The sequence below is a fragment of the Mycobacterium europaeum genome, assembly GCF_034555895.2.
Classification (GTDB): Bacteria; Actinomycetota; Actinomycetes; order Mycobacteriales; family Mycobacteriaceae; genus Mycobacterium; species Mycobacterium europaeum.
On the sequence record NZ_CP157316.1, the window covers coordinates 386,757 to 401,077 of the forward strand.

Sequence of the window (14,321 nt, forward strand, 5' to 3'; positions counted from 1 at the left end):
CGGGAGTCGCGGTGACCGACGAGCAGCAGGAAGTACTTCCCACTGTCGCTGAATGGTCCGCCGATGGCGCGTTGATGGTCGAGCTGGATTGGCAGGGTCAGGGGTTGCGGGTCCAGCTCGAGCCCGAGGTGATGCGATCGTGGACCGCTGACATGCTGGCGGATCGGATTGTGCGGCTGCACCGGCTGGCGTTGATGCGAGCACGCGCCGAACAGCGCATGCGCATCATTGAGGACAGCGGTGCTGCCCTGCCGACCACGCCGGGCTGGCCGAGTTTGACCGACGTCGAAGAATATCGGCGAACCATCGATTTTTAATTCGTGACCGATGCGCAGGCCGTTGAGCCGTTGTTAGGCTTAGCAAATAGCCAAGTTCTATGGGAGGTGTGCGGTGGCCGGCGACGACGTGAAGCTGGATTTCGATGAGTGGGACCAGCACGCGCAGTGGTGGGATCAAGAGGCGCCGCGGGTGCGCGAGCGCCTGACCGTCGATCCCGGCACCGCCGAAAGCATGGGTCAACGCTTCGGCGACATTGGGTGGGAAGTTCGTGAGGCGTTGAACGAGACGCTGCAGGCGCGGTCAGCGGCGGGCCGGTCGCTGGGGCAGTATTGCGAGGGTGTGGCTGGCCATATTCGGTCGAGCATTTCTTCTTACCAGCAGACCGAAGAGGCCAGCCAGCAAATTTTGAAGACGTAACTCGAAGGCTACTTGGTGGCGGATTCAGTACGCGTCGATACCGAGGTCGTGCGGGCGGCAGGCCGGCAGGCCGAGGCCGCTGGTGGCGCCGCAACGCCGGGCTCGAATCATGTACAGCCCAGCGCTGCCGACATGGTGTCGGTGGGCGCGAGCACGCGTTTCACCGCCCAGGTGAGTTTGGCGCGCAAATACACGGCAATGGCCAATGTGTTGGCGCGCCAGTTCGGGGTGAAGCTGGATGCCAGCGCCTCGGCCTACGACGAGCAGGAAGTGCGCTCGGCCGCGACGCTGGGACGCGGCGGTGGTGCGGCCGCGGCCGTGCCGGCCGGGTACACCGGCGCGCCGGGTCATGTGGTGCCGGCGGATCTCGTGACGGGCGGGCTGGGCACGGATCTGCCCGCCGGTGAGGTGCCGGCGAGCCCGCGTGACGTCGCTCGTTTGATCGAGACCGGTCGCGCCGGCACGGGCAAAAAGACGTGGGAGGCCGTGGAGACCAGCCTGCGCTCGGAGGCTAAGCAGCTCGACGACGCCGCCGATAAACTCGGCCAAGCGATCGGCACCACCGGTAACGGCTGGCAGGCCCAGTCCGCCGATGCGGCCACGACCCGGATGCGCGCGTTGCAAACCTGGTATCAGGGTCACGCCAAGTATGTGCAGGGCCTGGCTGATCAGGCCAAGGCTCATGTGCAGAACTTCTCCAAAGCGCTCACCGATGTCCCGCCGTATCGCCACGTGCTTGACGCGGAGCGCGAGCTCAAGGCGGCGCTGCAGTCCAATGCGCGCACCGGTGGCGCCCAACGGGTGGCCGTCGTCAAGGCGCAGGTCAAGGTCAGCAAGCTCTATCAGGCTTCGACGACGGGGTTTAGCACCTATACCTTTGCCGAAGCGGCACCGAGTAACCCGAAGATGCCTGTGCCGCCGCCGGATGCTCCCACTTCGACTGTGCCCCCTGCTGTTCCACCTGCTGGTCCCGGCGATGGCCCGGTGGGGCCGCCGCAGCCGCAGCACTCGCCCAAAGGCGCGCCCTTGCAGCCGGTGCAGGGCGGTCCAGGTGTCGGTGAGAATCTGACTGCCGGGCCGACGTGGCCGCCTGGGGCCGTTGATCCCAGCGGCCCGGCTAATCCGCTGGCGGATGCGCTGCCGCAGACGGCCGGGGGCCTGCCCTCGGAAGTCGTTCCCGGCATCATCGGTGGCGTGGTCGGCGGCTTGGGTGGCTTGCTCGGTGGCCTGGCCGCAGCGCCGCAAAAGGCGCTGCAGGGTTTGGAGCAGGCGGCCGGGCCGATGATGAGTGGCTTGGGTCAGCATCCGCAAGGCGGTGAGCCGCAGCACGGCGGGGAGCAGTCGCCGCAATCCCCAGAGCCTCCGGCAGGTGATCTACCTTCTCCCGGGGATCTCGGCGCCGGTGGCGGCGGAGGCGACACAGAGCCGGCGGGTGGGGGAGACATGCCACTGGCCGCGCCTACCGAGGTGGCGTCCGCACCGCCGGCGGCCGCACCCGCCTCTGCGCCCTCGGCGCCGACACCGGCGGAGGCGCCTGCACCGGCGATGGGCGCAGTGGGTCCGATGATGCCGCCCATGCGGGGAACCGGGGAGGGCGCCGGCCCGAACAACAAGCAGCTCTACCAGGAACGCAAGTTGAAAGTGGTGGCGCCGGCCAACAGTGAGCCGGTGAAGAACCGTCGAGAAGGCCGCGCTAAACCCACTGATCGGAAGAACCCGTGAGCACACCGCAGGAACGAATCGCCGCCGTCGACCAGGGGCTGCGCGTAACGCGGGCGCTGGTGGCCGAACTCAACGCCGCCGCGCACAACATGCGAGAACAGGACCCGATCAGCGACGTAGTGATGCCGACGTTCGACGGGGACGGGTATCTGTGCGATCTGTTCATCGCGCCGACCGCGCTGGCCGATTACACCTACACGGGCCTGGAAGATTTGATCACCGAAGTGCTCAGCGAGGGCACGCAAAGACTGCGTGAGGTGGCTCAGGCCGCGATTGACCGGTACTGGGGGCCGGAATCGTCCTGGCATGAACTCAAGGTGCTGCGCGACGAATGGTGATTCCGGTTGGAAAAACCATGGCGCGCAGAAGAATTGGTGAATGAGGGCGCCGAGCAGGCGATACCGGCAATGCGAAAAAGCCGATGTATCAACGCCACAACGTCTTCAGGCTTAGGTGACGGGCAGCCGTCTGAGAAAACAGCTTGGAATCATGGGGGCACTGCCGAGGCAATCGAATGTGTTCTCAGGTGGTCTGTCGACGCGCCCGGATAGCGGTGTGCCGTCGGCGTCGAACACATCTGTCTCGCAGGCAATTTCGCGAATAGTCATAGTTAGTAGTCCTTAGGGCAAGGGCAGCGGCGGGCCGCGGGCGCGGTCGCTACGGGGTTTATCTGTCGACCGCGGCGGGGTGGGTGTAGAGGTGGGCGATCAGTTCGACCCATCGACAGGCGTCCTCGCGACGTGCTGCCAGTACATGCGCGGGCGGCAGTTGGGTGGCGGTGCACCCGGAGCTGGCCACCGCCGTGGTCAGGTACAGCCGCCAATAGAGATGGCCGGCGGGTTTGAAGGCTCCGCAAATCACCGACGTGTCGTGGTCCAACACTGTGATGCGTTCGGTGCCGTTGTCATCGACGCTGGTGACTACGGGGTGCTCTGCAACGACGGAGCTCATGACATGCCTCCTATGCCGCGCCGGCGTGAAAGATCAGCGGTTCGTCGTCGACATCGTCGGTGTCGTCGGTGTCGTCGAGGTCTGGCAGCGGGGCGACTCGCAGGTCACCGAGTTCGGCTTGGCGGCGCTGCTCGAACTGGGCGGCCAGCCGCGCATAGACCGGCTTGAGTTCCTTGGGTTGGGCGCCGGGCAGCATGATGCCGCCCCAGATTCCGTGAGTGGCTCCGGTGGCCACGGCGTTGTAGCCGCAACGGCCGCGGAAGGGGCATTCGGCGCAGCGCTTGATGGCGCGGTGTTTGGCGCGCGGGTCAAAGAAGAGCTCGGGGTCTTCTTGGCAGGCCACGTGCTGGCTGGTCTGGAAGAGGCGCACATCAGCGCGCATCTGGAAGGACGCAAACGGTCTGGCGTTGGCGCGGGTGTCGGCGGCGGGGGCGAGGTTGATCGTCATTGGAGGCGTCCTTCCCTTGGTAGGTGCTGGGCTTCTTCACTGAGGCGGTACGCCCGTGAATTACCGATAATCTAACAGAGTTTTTAGCGGTTTTAGCGGTTTAACCGCTAAAATTCTGGGATGGGTACCCGCACGTGCGCTCGCAGCGAGCACCAGCACACGGTGTCACCGCATGTCAGACCGTGTTTCATGGTTGAGCCGGCGCTGCTCAACGCATCGGCGACCCAAACCGCTGAATCACCTGTTTTAGCGGCGCGGATGGGGAAATCTGGCGGTTTGTCGGGCAAGATACGGGTCATGTCCTGGGAGCAGCTCGCCGACGAAGTTCGACTTCGCCGCAAACAACTGAAGCTGACCCAGCCCGACGTCGCCGAACGCGCCGGCATGTCGGTAGCCACCGTGCGTGCGGTGGAAACCAACCGCTCAGGCCGACTCACCCGCCGGCTACGCCGAGCCCTAGAGCGTGCGCTGGAATGGCAGGACGGCAGCGTCGACGCCGTCTTAGGCGGCAACGCGCCTCGAGCGGTCACTACCGCCGGCACCATCGCCGTGCCACCGGCCGTCAGCGCGGACACCGCGAGGGCCGCCGCCGAACGATTCGCTGTCGCTCATCGACTGGTCAAAATGCGCCATGCGTTCCTCGAGCATCGCGACCACATGTCCGAGGCCGCCCGCGCCGCGATGGATGACGAATTCAGCACGGCCTCACGCGAAACCGAGGAGGCGCTGATCTGGATGCTGCCCTGGCTCGCCGATGCCGAGCGCACCGAAGCGATCCGACTTTTAGCCGAACTCAGAGAGATCCGCCCGTGAGTCGTCGACGCGGAGCGGCACCATGGGCGGCCACCAGCATGCCTATCATCCGGCGGCAGTGGTGCTATGCCATGGAGGCCGCCGCGGATCTGACATTTGAGGAGTACCGCAACGCATTGCCGCCCGGCGCTCCACCTGAGCGCGTCGCGCAAATGAGGAAGATCGAGCGGCTTATAGATAAGTTCGCCGCCACTGCCGACACGATACGAACCGAAGCGGCGGCGCTACGTACCGCCGAGCTGTACTGGGTCTCACGCGACATGGTCGACGTGGTGCTCGAAGCGTCAAAGTCGTTGCCGGAGTGGACACCTGAGGCGGCAATGCCAGCCGCGACCGGCCTTTTATGTTGGGCGAAATCCGCCGACACCGTCTCTAGTGGTGTGCCCACCCAAGAGGCGGTCGAAATGGACCTCAACAGGCCTGGAGTCACCGCGCGCCCCCTTGACCGCGAGGTCGCGACGATCATCGACATTCCCTGGGACGCGGTCTGGTGGTGGCGAAGGCCAGATGGGCTGTTGCAGCTCACGCCAGCCTCACGCGCTGAGCAGAACGCCGCCGTGCTGCGCATGGCCAACACGAGCTCGCCGCTATGGGGCGCTCACACCATCATGATTCGGCCCGATGTGCCGCGCACCGGGGAAGCCAACGGTGGAGAAAGCGCGTACCCGTTCATCAGCGCCCTGGGCGCGGCCTGGCTGCTCATGGGCCAAACCAACATCGCCGAGACACGAACAATCGGCCCGACTCCCGAGCCGCGCCCGCGGCCCGACCCAACTGCAGGCACCGATACGGCGGCCCCGGTGCCGCCGCGGCCTTCCCTGGTAACCATCGTCGACATACTGCGCGCCCAAAGACAGTCGCGGGCGGCGGACTCGGGCCGAACCTATAGCCATCGGTTCCCGGTGTCTGGACACTGGCGCCAGCAGGCTTGCGGGCCGGGGCTCTCGCAACGAAAACCACGCTATATAGGCGACTACCTGAAGGGCCCGGCCGACGCCCCGCTGATCGCCCCGAAAACCCGAGTACATGTGCTTCGCGGAAAACGAGGAGCCCGCTAGTCGGCGGGCTATGTCACATCGAAAAGGTACGGTGCGGTCAGTGTCAGGGTGAGGTCGCCGCTTGTTGCGGTGGTTGGATCCTGATCATCTGGTGTCTGGCTCTTACGGTGAGTGCCGTCTTTGGATTGGCGTCCATGCGTTTTGTCGGCACCAGGTGTGAAGGACCGGCCGGCGTGACTTGATAGGAGCGTGGCATCGCCCCCACTGAGATGTGTCCGCCGACCGGCCCAACCGTCACCTCACAGTGAATGGAGGCAACCACCATGGTTGTTGTTGGAGCCGATGTACACAAGCGCACGCACACCTTTGTCGCGGTCGACGAGGTGGGCCGCAAGCTCGGGGAGAAGATCGTCAAGGCGACCACGCCGGGGCATGCTGAGGCGGTGATGTGGGCCAGGGAACGCTTCGGCGCACAGCTGGTGTGGGCGATCGAGGATTGCCGGCACCTATCAGCCCGGTTAGAACGCGACCTTCTCTCCGCCGGGCAGCAGGTCGTGCGCATCCCACCGAAACTGATGGCTCAGACCCGTGCCTCAGCACGCACGCGCGGTAAGTCTGACCCCATCGATGCACTGGCGGTCGCGCGCGGGTTTCTGCGTGAACCTGACCTGCCGATTGCCTCTCATGATGAGATATCGCGCGAGCTGAAGTTGTTAGTTGACCGCCGCGAAGTCCTTGTGGCACAACGCACCGCGACGATTAACCGGCTGCGTTGGCGAGTCCATGAACTCGATCCCGAACGGGCCCCCAAGGCCGCATCGCTGGACCGAACCAAACACCGCCAGATCCTGGGCGCGTGGCTGATCACAGTCCCGGGTCTAGTTGCCGAACTGGCTTGTGAGGAGTTGGCCGACATCACCCGGCTCACCGAACAGATCGATGCGTTGGCCAAGCGCATCGGCGAACGCGTTCGCGCCGTGGCGCCCGCCCTGCTGGCGATGCCAGGCTGTGGGGACTTGACCGCGGCCAAACTCGTTGGGGAAACCGCCGGAGTGACTCGTTTCAAGAGCGAGGCCGCCTTCGCTCGCCATGCCGGGGTGGCGCCGATCCCAGTGTGGTCAGGTCACACCGCGGGCAGGGTCCGCATGACTCGCTCGGGTAACCGCCAACTCAACGCCGCCCTACACCGCATCGCGATCACCCAGATCCGCCTCAACGGTGTGGGCCAGACCTACTACCGCAAACGGCTGACTGCCGGCGACTCCAGTCCCGAAGCCCTACGCTGCCTCAAACGCCGCCTGGCCCGCATCGTCTTTCACCACCTTCACACCGACCACCAAAACCGAATCCAGCCTTGCCAATCGGCAGCGGCTTGACATAGGAGAATCTCAATGACGTTGTCAAGCCGCCGCAGTAGTGGTTGCGGGTTGGTAGACAGCGTGGTCGCGCAGCATGGCCCACAGGACGTTGAGGCGCCGGCGGGCCAGGGCGAGGATGGATTGGGTGTGGGTTTTGCCTTCGGCTCTTTTGCGGTTGTAGTAGGTCCGGGATGCGGGGTCGGTACGGATGGCGATTTGGGCGGACAGGTAACAGGCTCGCAGCAGTCGTCGGTCGTAGCGGCGGGGGCGTTTGAGATTGCCGCTGATGCGCCCGGAATCCCGCGGTACCGGGGCCAGCCCGGACACGCCGGCAAGACGATCGACGGAGTCGAAAGCGCTCATGTCGCCGCCGGTGGCGGCGAGGAACTCGGCGCCGAGTATGACGCCGAAGCCGGGCATGCTCAGGAGGATCTCGGCGTGGCGGTGGCGGCGAAATCGGTCCTCGATCATCGTGTCGGTTTCTGCGATTTCGGTGTCGAGGGTCATCACCTCCTTAGCCAGGCGGGCGACCATGGCGGCGGCGAGGTTTTGGCCGGGCACGGTGGTGTGTTGGGCGCTGGCGGCCTCGATAGCCGTGGCCGCGACAGCAGAGGCGTTGCGGGCCTTGCGTTTATGCAGCCAAGCTGTCAGGCGGGCAGCGCCGGCGCGGCGCAGCCCGTCGGGGGTTTGGTAGCCGGTCAACAGGATCAGCGCGGCCTTGCTGGCGCTGTAATCGAAGCCGCGTTCCAGGGCGGGGAAGTACTCAAGCAGCTGGGCACGCAGCCGGTTGATCACCCGGGTGCGATCGGCGACCAGGTCGGTGCGCCGAGCGGTCAGGATGCGCAGCTCGACCGCGATGTCATCACCGGGTCGCAGCGGCTGCAGGTCGCGGCGCATCCGAGCTTGGTCGGCGATGACGGCGGCGTCCTTGGCGTCGCTTTTGCCGTCGCCACGGTAGCCGGCCGAGGCGTGGTAGATGGTGCGGCCGGGGATGTAGAGCAGCCGCTGCTCGGCGGCGATGAGCAAGGTGATCAGCAGCGCGGCACCACCGGCGTTCAGGTCGATCGCCCAGGTAACTTCACCGCCGTCGGATTGCGCCGCTACTGCGTCGATCAGCTCCAGCAGTGCGGTTTCGTCGTTGGCTACCCGTTGCGACAGCAGTCGCTGACCCTCCGCATCGATAGCCACGCAATGGTGGTCGGACTTCCCGGCATCGACACCGGCCCAGACCTGTTGGCTCACAGCCACCTCCGTGATCATTGGCATCCCTATCAACCCAGCAGACGACCACGCCGGCGTGTCCTTACACAGCGATCAAATCGCATCTCTCAATTAGCGGTCGAGTCGTCGCGGGACGTCGGGCGGCCAATCTCCTTCGGCCATGAAACACCGCAAACGCATGAAAGCCATACCCGACGTCCCTGGGCAGTTCGAAGCCTACGGCCGAGGGCAACAACCACCCTGCAAGAAAGGTAAGGAAACGCATGTTCGACATTCCAGGAATGCCACCGCTACAGCGGCATAACCTTCCGGTTCGCCGGGCTTCGTCGACACCAGCCCGCGTCGTCGACGACGGACACCCGGGCGGCGCTCAACGCACGTGCCGGCCGCAGGCGGCATCACAGCCGCGCACGCCCGCCGAGCAGTGGTGGCACTACAGCCGTGGGTGCGCGGCCGCGCTGCGTGCAGGGCGTGTACCGACCCCGGTCGCGGTGTATGGGCCGGTCCTCGAACCCGGCGAACACGCACTGCTCAGTGCACAGATCGACTACAGCCGCTTCTGCGGGGGAGATGGCTCGTATTCGCCGCTGCCGTTGATTGTTGCCGGCCGCCCAGCGGTGATGTTCGGCGCACTGGCGGTCCAAGGCGTGGTCAATCATCGTCGCAAAACGGTCGCGGCCCAACGCGCCGCCGCCCAATGGCGGTTTCACCAAACATGCCCGGTCATCGTGACGACCGACCGGCTGATCTGTACGACCGCCGCGCACGGCCTGGTCAGTTTCTGGTTCGGGGCTTGCACAGAGTTCTACCCGGATTTGCAGCAATGGACATTGACGCTCGGGTTCGACTCAACCTATCCCGTGCGGCTCAGCGGCCCGGCCGCGCCCGCACTGAGCTTGTGGAGCGCCTACGGGATCCTGGGTGACGCGTGGGCCGATGACCCCCGCCTGGCCCTACTGAGCTAAGTCGAGTCCTTATTGTGACGACGTTTCAGGCACTGCTTGTCGCGGTCATCGCTGTCCTTCCCGGCGCGGTGTACACGATCGCGCGGGAAAGCCACGGTGCCAGCTGGGCATGGCGAAAAACAGACGCGGCGACGCTGATCTTCCGTTTCTTGGCGACCTCGGCGGCATTTCACGTGCTGCTGGCTCCAGCGACCTACTATGGCTACCGCCACGTCGTCGTGACCGGCGCGACCGCGCCCAATGTGCTGCCGTGGTCGTGGTGGGCCGCGATCGCTGCCTACGTCATCGTCCCCTACCTGGTGGGCGTGTGGATGGAGGATTCCCGCGAATGGAAGCCCAGTTCTCGACGGGTCCTTGGTTGGCCGAAGAACACGCTTAAACACCTGCTGGCCTTCATTTCCGGGACTGATCCTGAGCCGCGGGCCTGGGATCGACTGTTCTCCAAGAACCGCACGGGATACGTCACGCTCAAGCTCAAGGACAGCCAGGAGTGGAAGGCTGGAATCTGGTACCGGCCGGCGTATGCGAGCGCCTACGGTGAAGACCAGGAGCTTTACATCGCCGAGCAGGTCGCAGTATCCGCGGATGGCGCGGTTTCATCCGACGCCAACGGCGACCCGATCTATCTCGGAGTTGGGCTGTTAATCCGCTGGTCAGAGATTGAATACATAGAATTTGTTGATCTGAGCGGTATGGGAGGTTGAGCGCGATGGCAAAGCAAGAACGCATCGAACGGGCGGTCCCTCGAGACGATGGGATCGAAAAGAAGGGCGGCTATCCAGCAGGGCCCAAGCCGGCGAAGGGCGTGCCGCCCGTCCCTCAAGGACTGCGCAAACCGCGCAAGCAGACGTAGCGGACGGAAAACGGACTTCCCAGCGCCCGCAATCGGCGCTGGTTAGCCGATGTGCAGCCCCAACACCGGCGGTAAGATGCGGAGCATGAGTGCAGGCAGGTTCACCATGGATGTGGCGGAGACCGAGGCCGGCTTGTCCGCCGCGGATGCCGCGACCGCTCAGCAGGCGGGTTCGAGTGTTCAGAGCCTCACGATTGGTGGCTATACAACGTCACTAGTAGGAGCTGCTATCGGGGCGCTCGCGGTGGCGGAGGCCCATGCAGCCGGGCGCGCGGCTACGAACACAGGAAGCAGAGAGTTCAGCATTGCAACAGTTCAAAGCGCTGAAGCCGGTAACTCCAGCGTGCTGACGACGTAACGACGGAGGGCGGCAGAATGTCATCACCATGGTCGAGAACCGGGTCCCCGTCGGTAACCTTGCCTCCTCCTCCCGCGTCTTCTCCTACGCCGGGAGCGACACCGCCGCCAGCAGCCCCGTTCCCAAGCGCTTTTCTGCAAGGCAGCGGGCCTCGACGTCGCGTTTCGGCGCGAATAGCCCTGGGGTTATTGCTTGCGATCGTCCTCTCAGCCGTCGTCACAGCGACAATCACCGTTGTAGCGATGCGAAGCGATTCGCGTGTACAGCCAGGCGGGCAGCCCTCCGTCGCGCTGGCAGCACCTAACTCCGCTTCGCCAACGCCGCAGTTCAGCCCCGCCGAATCCGCCGCAGCAAAGCAAAATCTATGCCACGTGTTCGATGTTTCTGCGGGCCAAAAAGGGCAGGGCGGGTACCGGGTCGAAGGTAACTTGAATATGCCCGTGACTCTTCAAGCCGTAACTAGCGCGGTGGCGGTACAGAATGCGCTTGTTCCCGCTGTGCCTGCTGACGTCGCATCGGCGGCACGGAGATACATCACCACGACACTTGACGTCGCTACCGCGGCTATGGGCAATACCTCAATAAATGAAATCAACCGTTTGACAGCCGTATCGAACGGCGCGGTTGACGCGCTCGTGGATGTTTGCGGGCTACCTCGGTAGGTTATGAATGGCTGCGATACCAGGCCCAAGTGCGGCCGAGGTCCCTACTTGGTGGGCCGAGCGTAATAACAAGCAGGCAGAGCGGCTGCTGAATCTGTTCACTCCGGCGAAGGCGCTCTCCAACCTGCCGTCAGGCGTCCCGCATATTGGCGGGGGCGGTGATCACCCGAAGCCGCAGGGCCCGTTCGTGCATATCCTGTTTCAACCTTTCGTGTGGCCCGCAGACTCGGAAACCCTTCTGACCGGCGACGCGGACATGCTGAAGGATGCGTCGAAATCGTTCGATAACGCCGCAATGGACGTCCAACAGGCTGCCAACGGCGTGCTGAACGGAGGATCATGGGTGGGTAAGAGCGCAGACGCAGCTTATGAGGCCTACAAACAAGCGGCCGCGATTAAATTCCACCAGGCCGACATCAGCGGTGCTGCATCGGATTTCATCAAGCGTGCCGCCGCCGACGTCGCGAGCGCCAAAAAGCACATGTTCAACGAGAGCAAGCAGGCGCATCAAGAGGCCGAGGCTTTTCTGCGGAGCGGCTCGGGTCACTCACTCGCGCAGGTGGCGGTGATCCTCGGAGTTCATCGAACGGCAATTCAAGGTTATTCATCTGAACTGCAAGGCTTCGTCACTCAATACACGACCCAGTTCACCAACCACTTCAAGGAGGGTGGCCCCGGAGCCGGTCCCAAGTTCAAACAAGCCGGACACGGGACGGATAGCTCAACGGATCCATCTTCAACTGACCCTTCAGTTGCAACCCCGCCTGGGACTAATCCGATCCCCGATCAACCTGTACCGAAAGACGCTGGTAACGGACTGGGATTAGGGCGCGGGCACCATGGGCTGTCATCTGGGCCTCCCGGAACTCCCCCCGAGACGATAACGCCCCCGACGCATAACCCATTGACGTCATTGCTAAATGGCGGTCTGCCGAGTATGCCCAGTCTGCCTGGCGGCGGGTCGGGCGGCGGCCTTCCAATGGGCCCTCTGCAAGGATTGATGGGTGGTTTCGGCGGGTTGCCGGGAGGTATGTCACCGCCTACGGGCCTGAGCGCGCCCGGTTTGCAGGGTTCCCCGATGCCGTCGTTGGGAATGGATTTCGGCCGTGGTTTGGCCGCTGGTGCTTCGGCAGCGGGTGGTCTGCCGCCGGTGACGCAGGCTCCGATGACACCGTTGGCGGCGCCGATCGAGTCTGCTCCGACGTCGGCGGCGCCGGCGGCGGCTCCTGTGGCTGCTACACCGCCGGCTGCTGCTTCGGCTCCAGCTCCGGCGCCGGCGACCGGTATGCCGGCAGGTGGTATGACGTCGTATGGTTCGGTGCTTCCTCCGCAGGCCACGTCGGCGGCTCCGCCGGTGGGTTCTGCGCCGGCTACACCGTCGATTCCAGCTGAGGCTGGTGGTGCCGGGGCGGGTGCGGGGGCGGGGACCGGGCTGATGCCCGTCGCCGGTCGGCGTGAGAGCGCAGCGGTTCGCCGCGATATGGCTGAATCTGATCTGGATCAGGCCAAGGCGTTGGTCGCCGAGCTGGCTGGGGCCGCCAGCGTGACTGACCCGGGTTTGGATTGGGCTGTGGCGGTGGGCCGCAACGCGTCTGGCATGCCGACGTACTGGGTGGCCACCAATGATGGTGCCGCCTATATTCCGCCTGGGGTGTTTCTGCGCAAGACAATGCCGATCGCTGGCGGGCACGATGGAGATTTTGACGCGCGCTGGTTCGGCTGGGTCAACCCTGCCGATAAGGCGGTGCGGGCGGCGCGGGAGCTTGGCGATACCGTGAGCGCGGTGGCGACGTCGTGGGCGATGCCGTCTGAGTATCTTGCCGAGCACCCGTCGCCGGAGGTTGCGACGGGCGTGAAACCGAATCTCGGGCCGGACAATATGTCGGCGGAGTTGTCTCCGTCGCGGGCGCACCGTCTGCAGACGGTGGATGCGGCGCTGTACACCGATCTGGTTGCGGCTGATGAGTCGACGGTCCGGCACTACTGCCGAACTCTGATTCGCCAGTTGGCGTTTGGTATTCCGGGCGAGGATTTGTCGCCACTTGCTCAGTCGGTGGCGAACGCGTTGGTGGCCGAACGGTGGCCGACGGCCCAGGAGTGGGCGTTACTCGGCGAGGAACATGAGGACGCGCTGGTGCAGATGGCTTGCCAGCGGCCGGGGTTGAACGGGGTGGAAAGCCCTGACCAAACGGTCAGCTACACAAGGGAGTTCGTCCGTTGCCGGCAGCTGGAGGCCTTGCTGTGCTGGGAGCAGCACGGCGGGGATCTGCTCAACGTCGTGTATGCGGCTTGGGTCGCCGGGATTCGGGCGCCCTTGAAGGACCTAGTTCTGCGTTGATCGACGATCTGACCGCCAAGGTGGCTCAGCTGCTCGCAGAGCCGCCGCCACGACCCGTGCGGGGGGTGCAAAAGGAAACCGCCACTCGTGGGCCAATCGGCCTCGCGATAACGGTGTTCCGGGCGGCAAGGGACTTGGTGGCAGAGATAAATTATGTTGAGGCTGTTAATGATTGGGAGCAGCGACAAGCTCGTTTGAGAGAGTTAGACGTTCTCTTAAGTTCGGGTGTGGTAAACGCTGCGGGCCGGGAAGTACTGCGCGACGAAGTGGAATCGTTGCGCCTCAGTGGTTTTGCTCGCGTGCAGCGCATGGCGGCCGTGTGTTCTGCGCTTGGTGTCGTGACCAAGGCCGTTGGAACAATCGTACGTGGTTGTGGAGAGCGCGGGGCTGCGGAAAGTCAAGCTAGCGCTGTGGCCAGAGTGAACAGATCAACGCCGAGACGCTGCGGGTCTTGGGGTTACACGAGCACACTGCTGCGATGTCGCTAACTGATGCATATTGCCTTGTGGTGCAACGAAATTAGTGTGTCGGCCAGTAGCCGATGACGCCGTCGAATTCAAGGTCTGTTTGGGCGAAGTCATTGCCGATCGCAATGAGTGGTTCCTGCGCGAGTTTGGCGGTGGCGTATGCCATGGTGTCTCCGTAGTTGAGGGCGGCGGGGTGGCGACCCTTTCCGTACTGGAGGTAGGCCCGATGTGCGATCCACGCGTGCTCGAGTGTGAATGGTTGGAATTCGAGGTTGATTTCGGACCGGAGGCGGTCGAAGACGGTGCGGGCTGTGGCGCCGTGGCGGCTGGTGAGCACGATGAGGCATTCGGCGGCGTTCGCCGTGGACATGACCGGGCTACGGTCGCCGGCGAGGGCGGCCGCGATCTGTTCGGTGTAGGGGGCTTCGCCTTGGATCAAGGCAATAAGGGCTGACGAGTCGATGATCACGG

Annotated in this window: 15 protein-coding genes; 11 read left to right on the plus strand and 4 right to left on the minus strand. The window is 64.5% G+C overall.

Annotated elements, in window-relative coordinates; all coding sequences use genetic code 11:
* The first annotated feature begins 11 nt into the window (after positions 1-11).
* The 4 genes from U8D42_RS28930 to U8D42_RS28945 all read left to right on the plus strand — a co-directional run bounded on the left by U8D42_RS28930 (position 12) and on the right by U8D42_RS28945 (position 2,756).
* Positions 12-317 carry a hypothetical protein gene (locus U8D42_RS28930; protein WP_133058051.1) on the plus strand — a complete coding sequence of 102 codons (306 nt, stop codon included), beginning with the start codon at positions 12-14 and terminating at the stop codon, positions 315-317.
* A 73-nt stretch (positions 318-390) separates the two neighbouring features.
* A complete protein-coding gene (locus tag U8D42_RS28935; protein WP_047323881.1) occupies positions 391-696 on the plus strand; it encodes a type VII secretion target in 306 nt (101 codons plus the stop codon).
* A 15-nt stretch (positions 697-711) separates the two neighbouring features.
* On the plus strand, positions 712-2,418 hold the full coding sequence (locus U8D42_RS28940) for a PE family protein (RefSeq protein WP_047323880.1): 1,707 nt from the start codon (positions 712-714) through the stop codon (positions 2,416-2,418).
* On the plus strand, positions 2,415-2,756 hold the full coding sequence (locus U8D42_RS28945; protein ID WP_047323879.1) for a hypothetical protein: 342 nt from the start codon (positions 2,415-2,417) through the stop codon (positions 2,754-2,756). The genes U8D42_RS28940 and U8D42_RS28945 overlap by 4 nt, the downstream gene beginning before the upstream one ends.
* A gap of 328 nt (positions 2,757-3,084) precedes the next feature.
* Here the strand turns inward: U8D42_RS28945 and U8D42_RS28950 are convergent, their stop codons facing one another.
* Together U8D42_RS28950 and U8D42_RS28955 are read right to left on the minus strand one after the other, a co-directional pair.
* Positions 3,085-3,369, minus strand: a complete 285-nt coding sequence (locus U8D42_RS28950; RefSeq protein ID WP_047323878.1) for a hypothetical protein — start codon at positions 3,367-3,369, stop codon at positions 3,085-3,087.
* A 10-nt stretch (positions 3,370-3,379) separates the two neighbouring features.
* Positions 3,380-3,817, minus strand: a complete 438-nt coding sequence (locus U8D42_RS28955) for a WhiB family transcriptional regulator (RefSeq protein WP_052955344.1) — start codon at positions 3,815-3,817, stop codon at positions 3,380-3,382.
* A 189-nt stretch (positions 3,818-4,006) separates the two neighbouring features.
* On the opposite strand from U8D42_RS28955, the gene U8D42_RS28960 reads away from it, so the two are divergent.
* The 3 genes from U8D42_RS28960 to U8D42_RS28970 all read left to right on the plus strand — a co-directional run bounded on the left by U8D42_RS28960 (position 4,007) and on the right by U8D42_RS28970 (position 7,004).
* Entirely contained in the window at positions 4,007-4,630 is a 624-nt protein-coding gene (locus tag U8D42_RS28960; protein WP_158086686.1) for a helix-turn-helix domain-containing protein, read from the plus strand.
* Between the two features lie 71 nt (positions 4,631-4,701).
* Positions 4,702-5,688, plus strand: a complete 987-nt coding sequence (locus tag U8D42_RS28965; protein WP_232512931.1) for a hypothetical protein — start codon at positions 4,702-4,704, stop codon at positions 5,686-5,688.
* Positions 5,689-5,936: 248 nt separating this feature from the next.
* On the plus strand, positions 5,937-7,004 hold the full coding sequence (locus U8D42_RS28970; RefSeq protein ID WP_192579514.1) for an IS110 family transposase: 1,068 nt from the start codon (positions 5,937-5,939) through the stop codon (positions 7,002-7,004).
* A gap of 24 nt (positions 7,005-7,028) precedes the next feature.
* Here the strand turns inward: U8D42_RS28970 and U8D42_RS28975 are convergent, their stop codons facing one another.
* Complete coding sequence (locus tag U8D42_RS28975; protein ID WP_174900762.1) at positions 7,029-8,228, minus strand: IS110 family transposase; 1,200 nt, start codon at positions 8,226-8,228, stop codon at positions 7,029-7,031.
* Positions 8,229-8,470: 242 nt separating this feature from the next.
* Here U8D42_RS28975 and U8D42_RS28980 point away from each other — a divergent pair, with 242 nt between their 5' ends.
* From U8D42_RS28980 to U8D42_RS28995, 4 genes are all read left to right on the plus strand, one after another.
* The gene (locus tag U8D42_RS28980; protein ID WP_136246450.1) at positions 8,471-9,172 is read left to right on the plus strand and encodes a hypothetical protein; all 702 of its coding nucleotides are present in this window, start codon (positions 8,471-8,473) and stop codon (positions 9,170-9,172) included.
* Between the two features lie 14 nt (positions 9,173-9,186).
* Positions 9,187-9,876 carry a DUF6338 family protein gene (locus tag U8D42_RS28985; protein ID WP_047324298.1) on the plus strand — a complete coding sequence of 230 codons (690 nt, stop codon included), beginning with the start codon at positions 9,187-9,189 and terminating at the stop codon, positions 9,874-9,876.
* A gap of 234 nt (positions 9,877-10,110) precedes the next feature.
* Positions 10,111-10,383, plus strand: a complete 273-nt coding sequence (locus U8D42_RS28990; RefSeq protein ID WP_142274731.1) for a hypothetical protein — start codon at positions 10,111-10,113, stop codon at positions 10,381-10,383.
* Positions 10,384-11,052: 669 nt separating this feature from the next.
* The gene (locus tag U8D42_RS28995) at positions 11,053-13,383 is read left to right on the plus strand and encodes a hypothetical protein (RefSeq protein ID WP_139315450.1); all 2,331 of its coding nucleotides are present in this window, start codon (positions 11,053-11,055) and stop codon (positions 13,381-13,383) included.
* Positions 13,384-13,902: 519 nt separating this feature from the next.
* Here the strand turns inward: U8D42_RS28995 and U8D42_RS29000 are convergent.
* Positions 13,903-14,319, minus strand: coding sequence for a type II toxin-antitoxin system VapC family toxin (locus tag U8D42_RS29000; protein WP_047324166.1), 417 nt, complete (start codon positions 14,317-14,319; stop codon positions 13,903-13,905).
* Positions 14,320-14,321 lie beyond the last annotated feature (2 nt).

Coding starts and splice junctions, on each gene's coding strand:
- U8D42_RS28950 (WP_047323878.1), bottom strand. CDS start 3,369: ATGAGCTCCGTCGTTGCAGAGCACCCCGTAGTCACCAGCGTCGATGAC.
- U8D42_RS28955 (WP_052955344.1), bottom strand. CDS start 3,817: ATGACGATCAACCTCGCCCCCGCCGCCGACACCCGCGCCAACGCCAGA.
- U8D42_RS28960 (WP_158086686.1), top strand. CDS start 4,007: ATGGTTGAGCCGGCGCTGCTCAACGCATCGGCGACCCAAACCGCTGAA.
- U8D42_RS28965 (WP_232512931.1), top strand. CDS start 4,702: ATGGAGGCCGCCGCGGATCTGACATTTGAGGAGTACCGCAACGCATTG.
- U8D42_RS28970 (WP_192579514.1), top strand. CDS start 5,937: ATGGAGGCAACCACCATGGTTGTTGTTGGAGCCGATGTACACAAGCGC.
- U8D42_RS28980 (WP_136246450.1), top strand. CDS start 8,471: ATGTTCGACATTCCAGGAATGCCACCGCTACAGCGGCATAACCTTCCG.
- U8D42_RS28990 (WP_142274731.1), top strand. CDS start 10,111: ATGAGTGCAGGCAGGTTCACCATGGATGTGGCGGAGACCGAGGCCGGC.
- U8D42_RS28995 (WP_139315450.1), top strand. CDS start 11,053: ATGGCTGCGATACCAGGCCCAAGTGCGGCCGAGGTCCCTACTTGGTGG.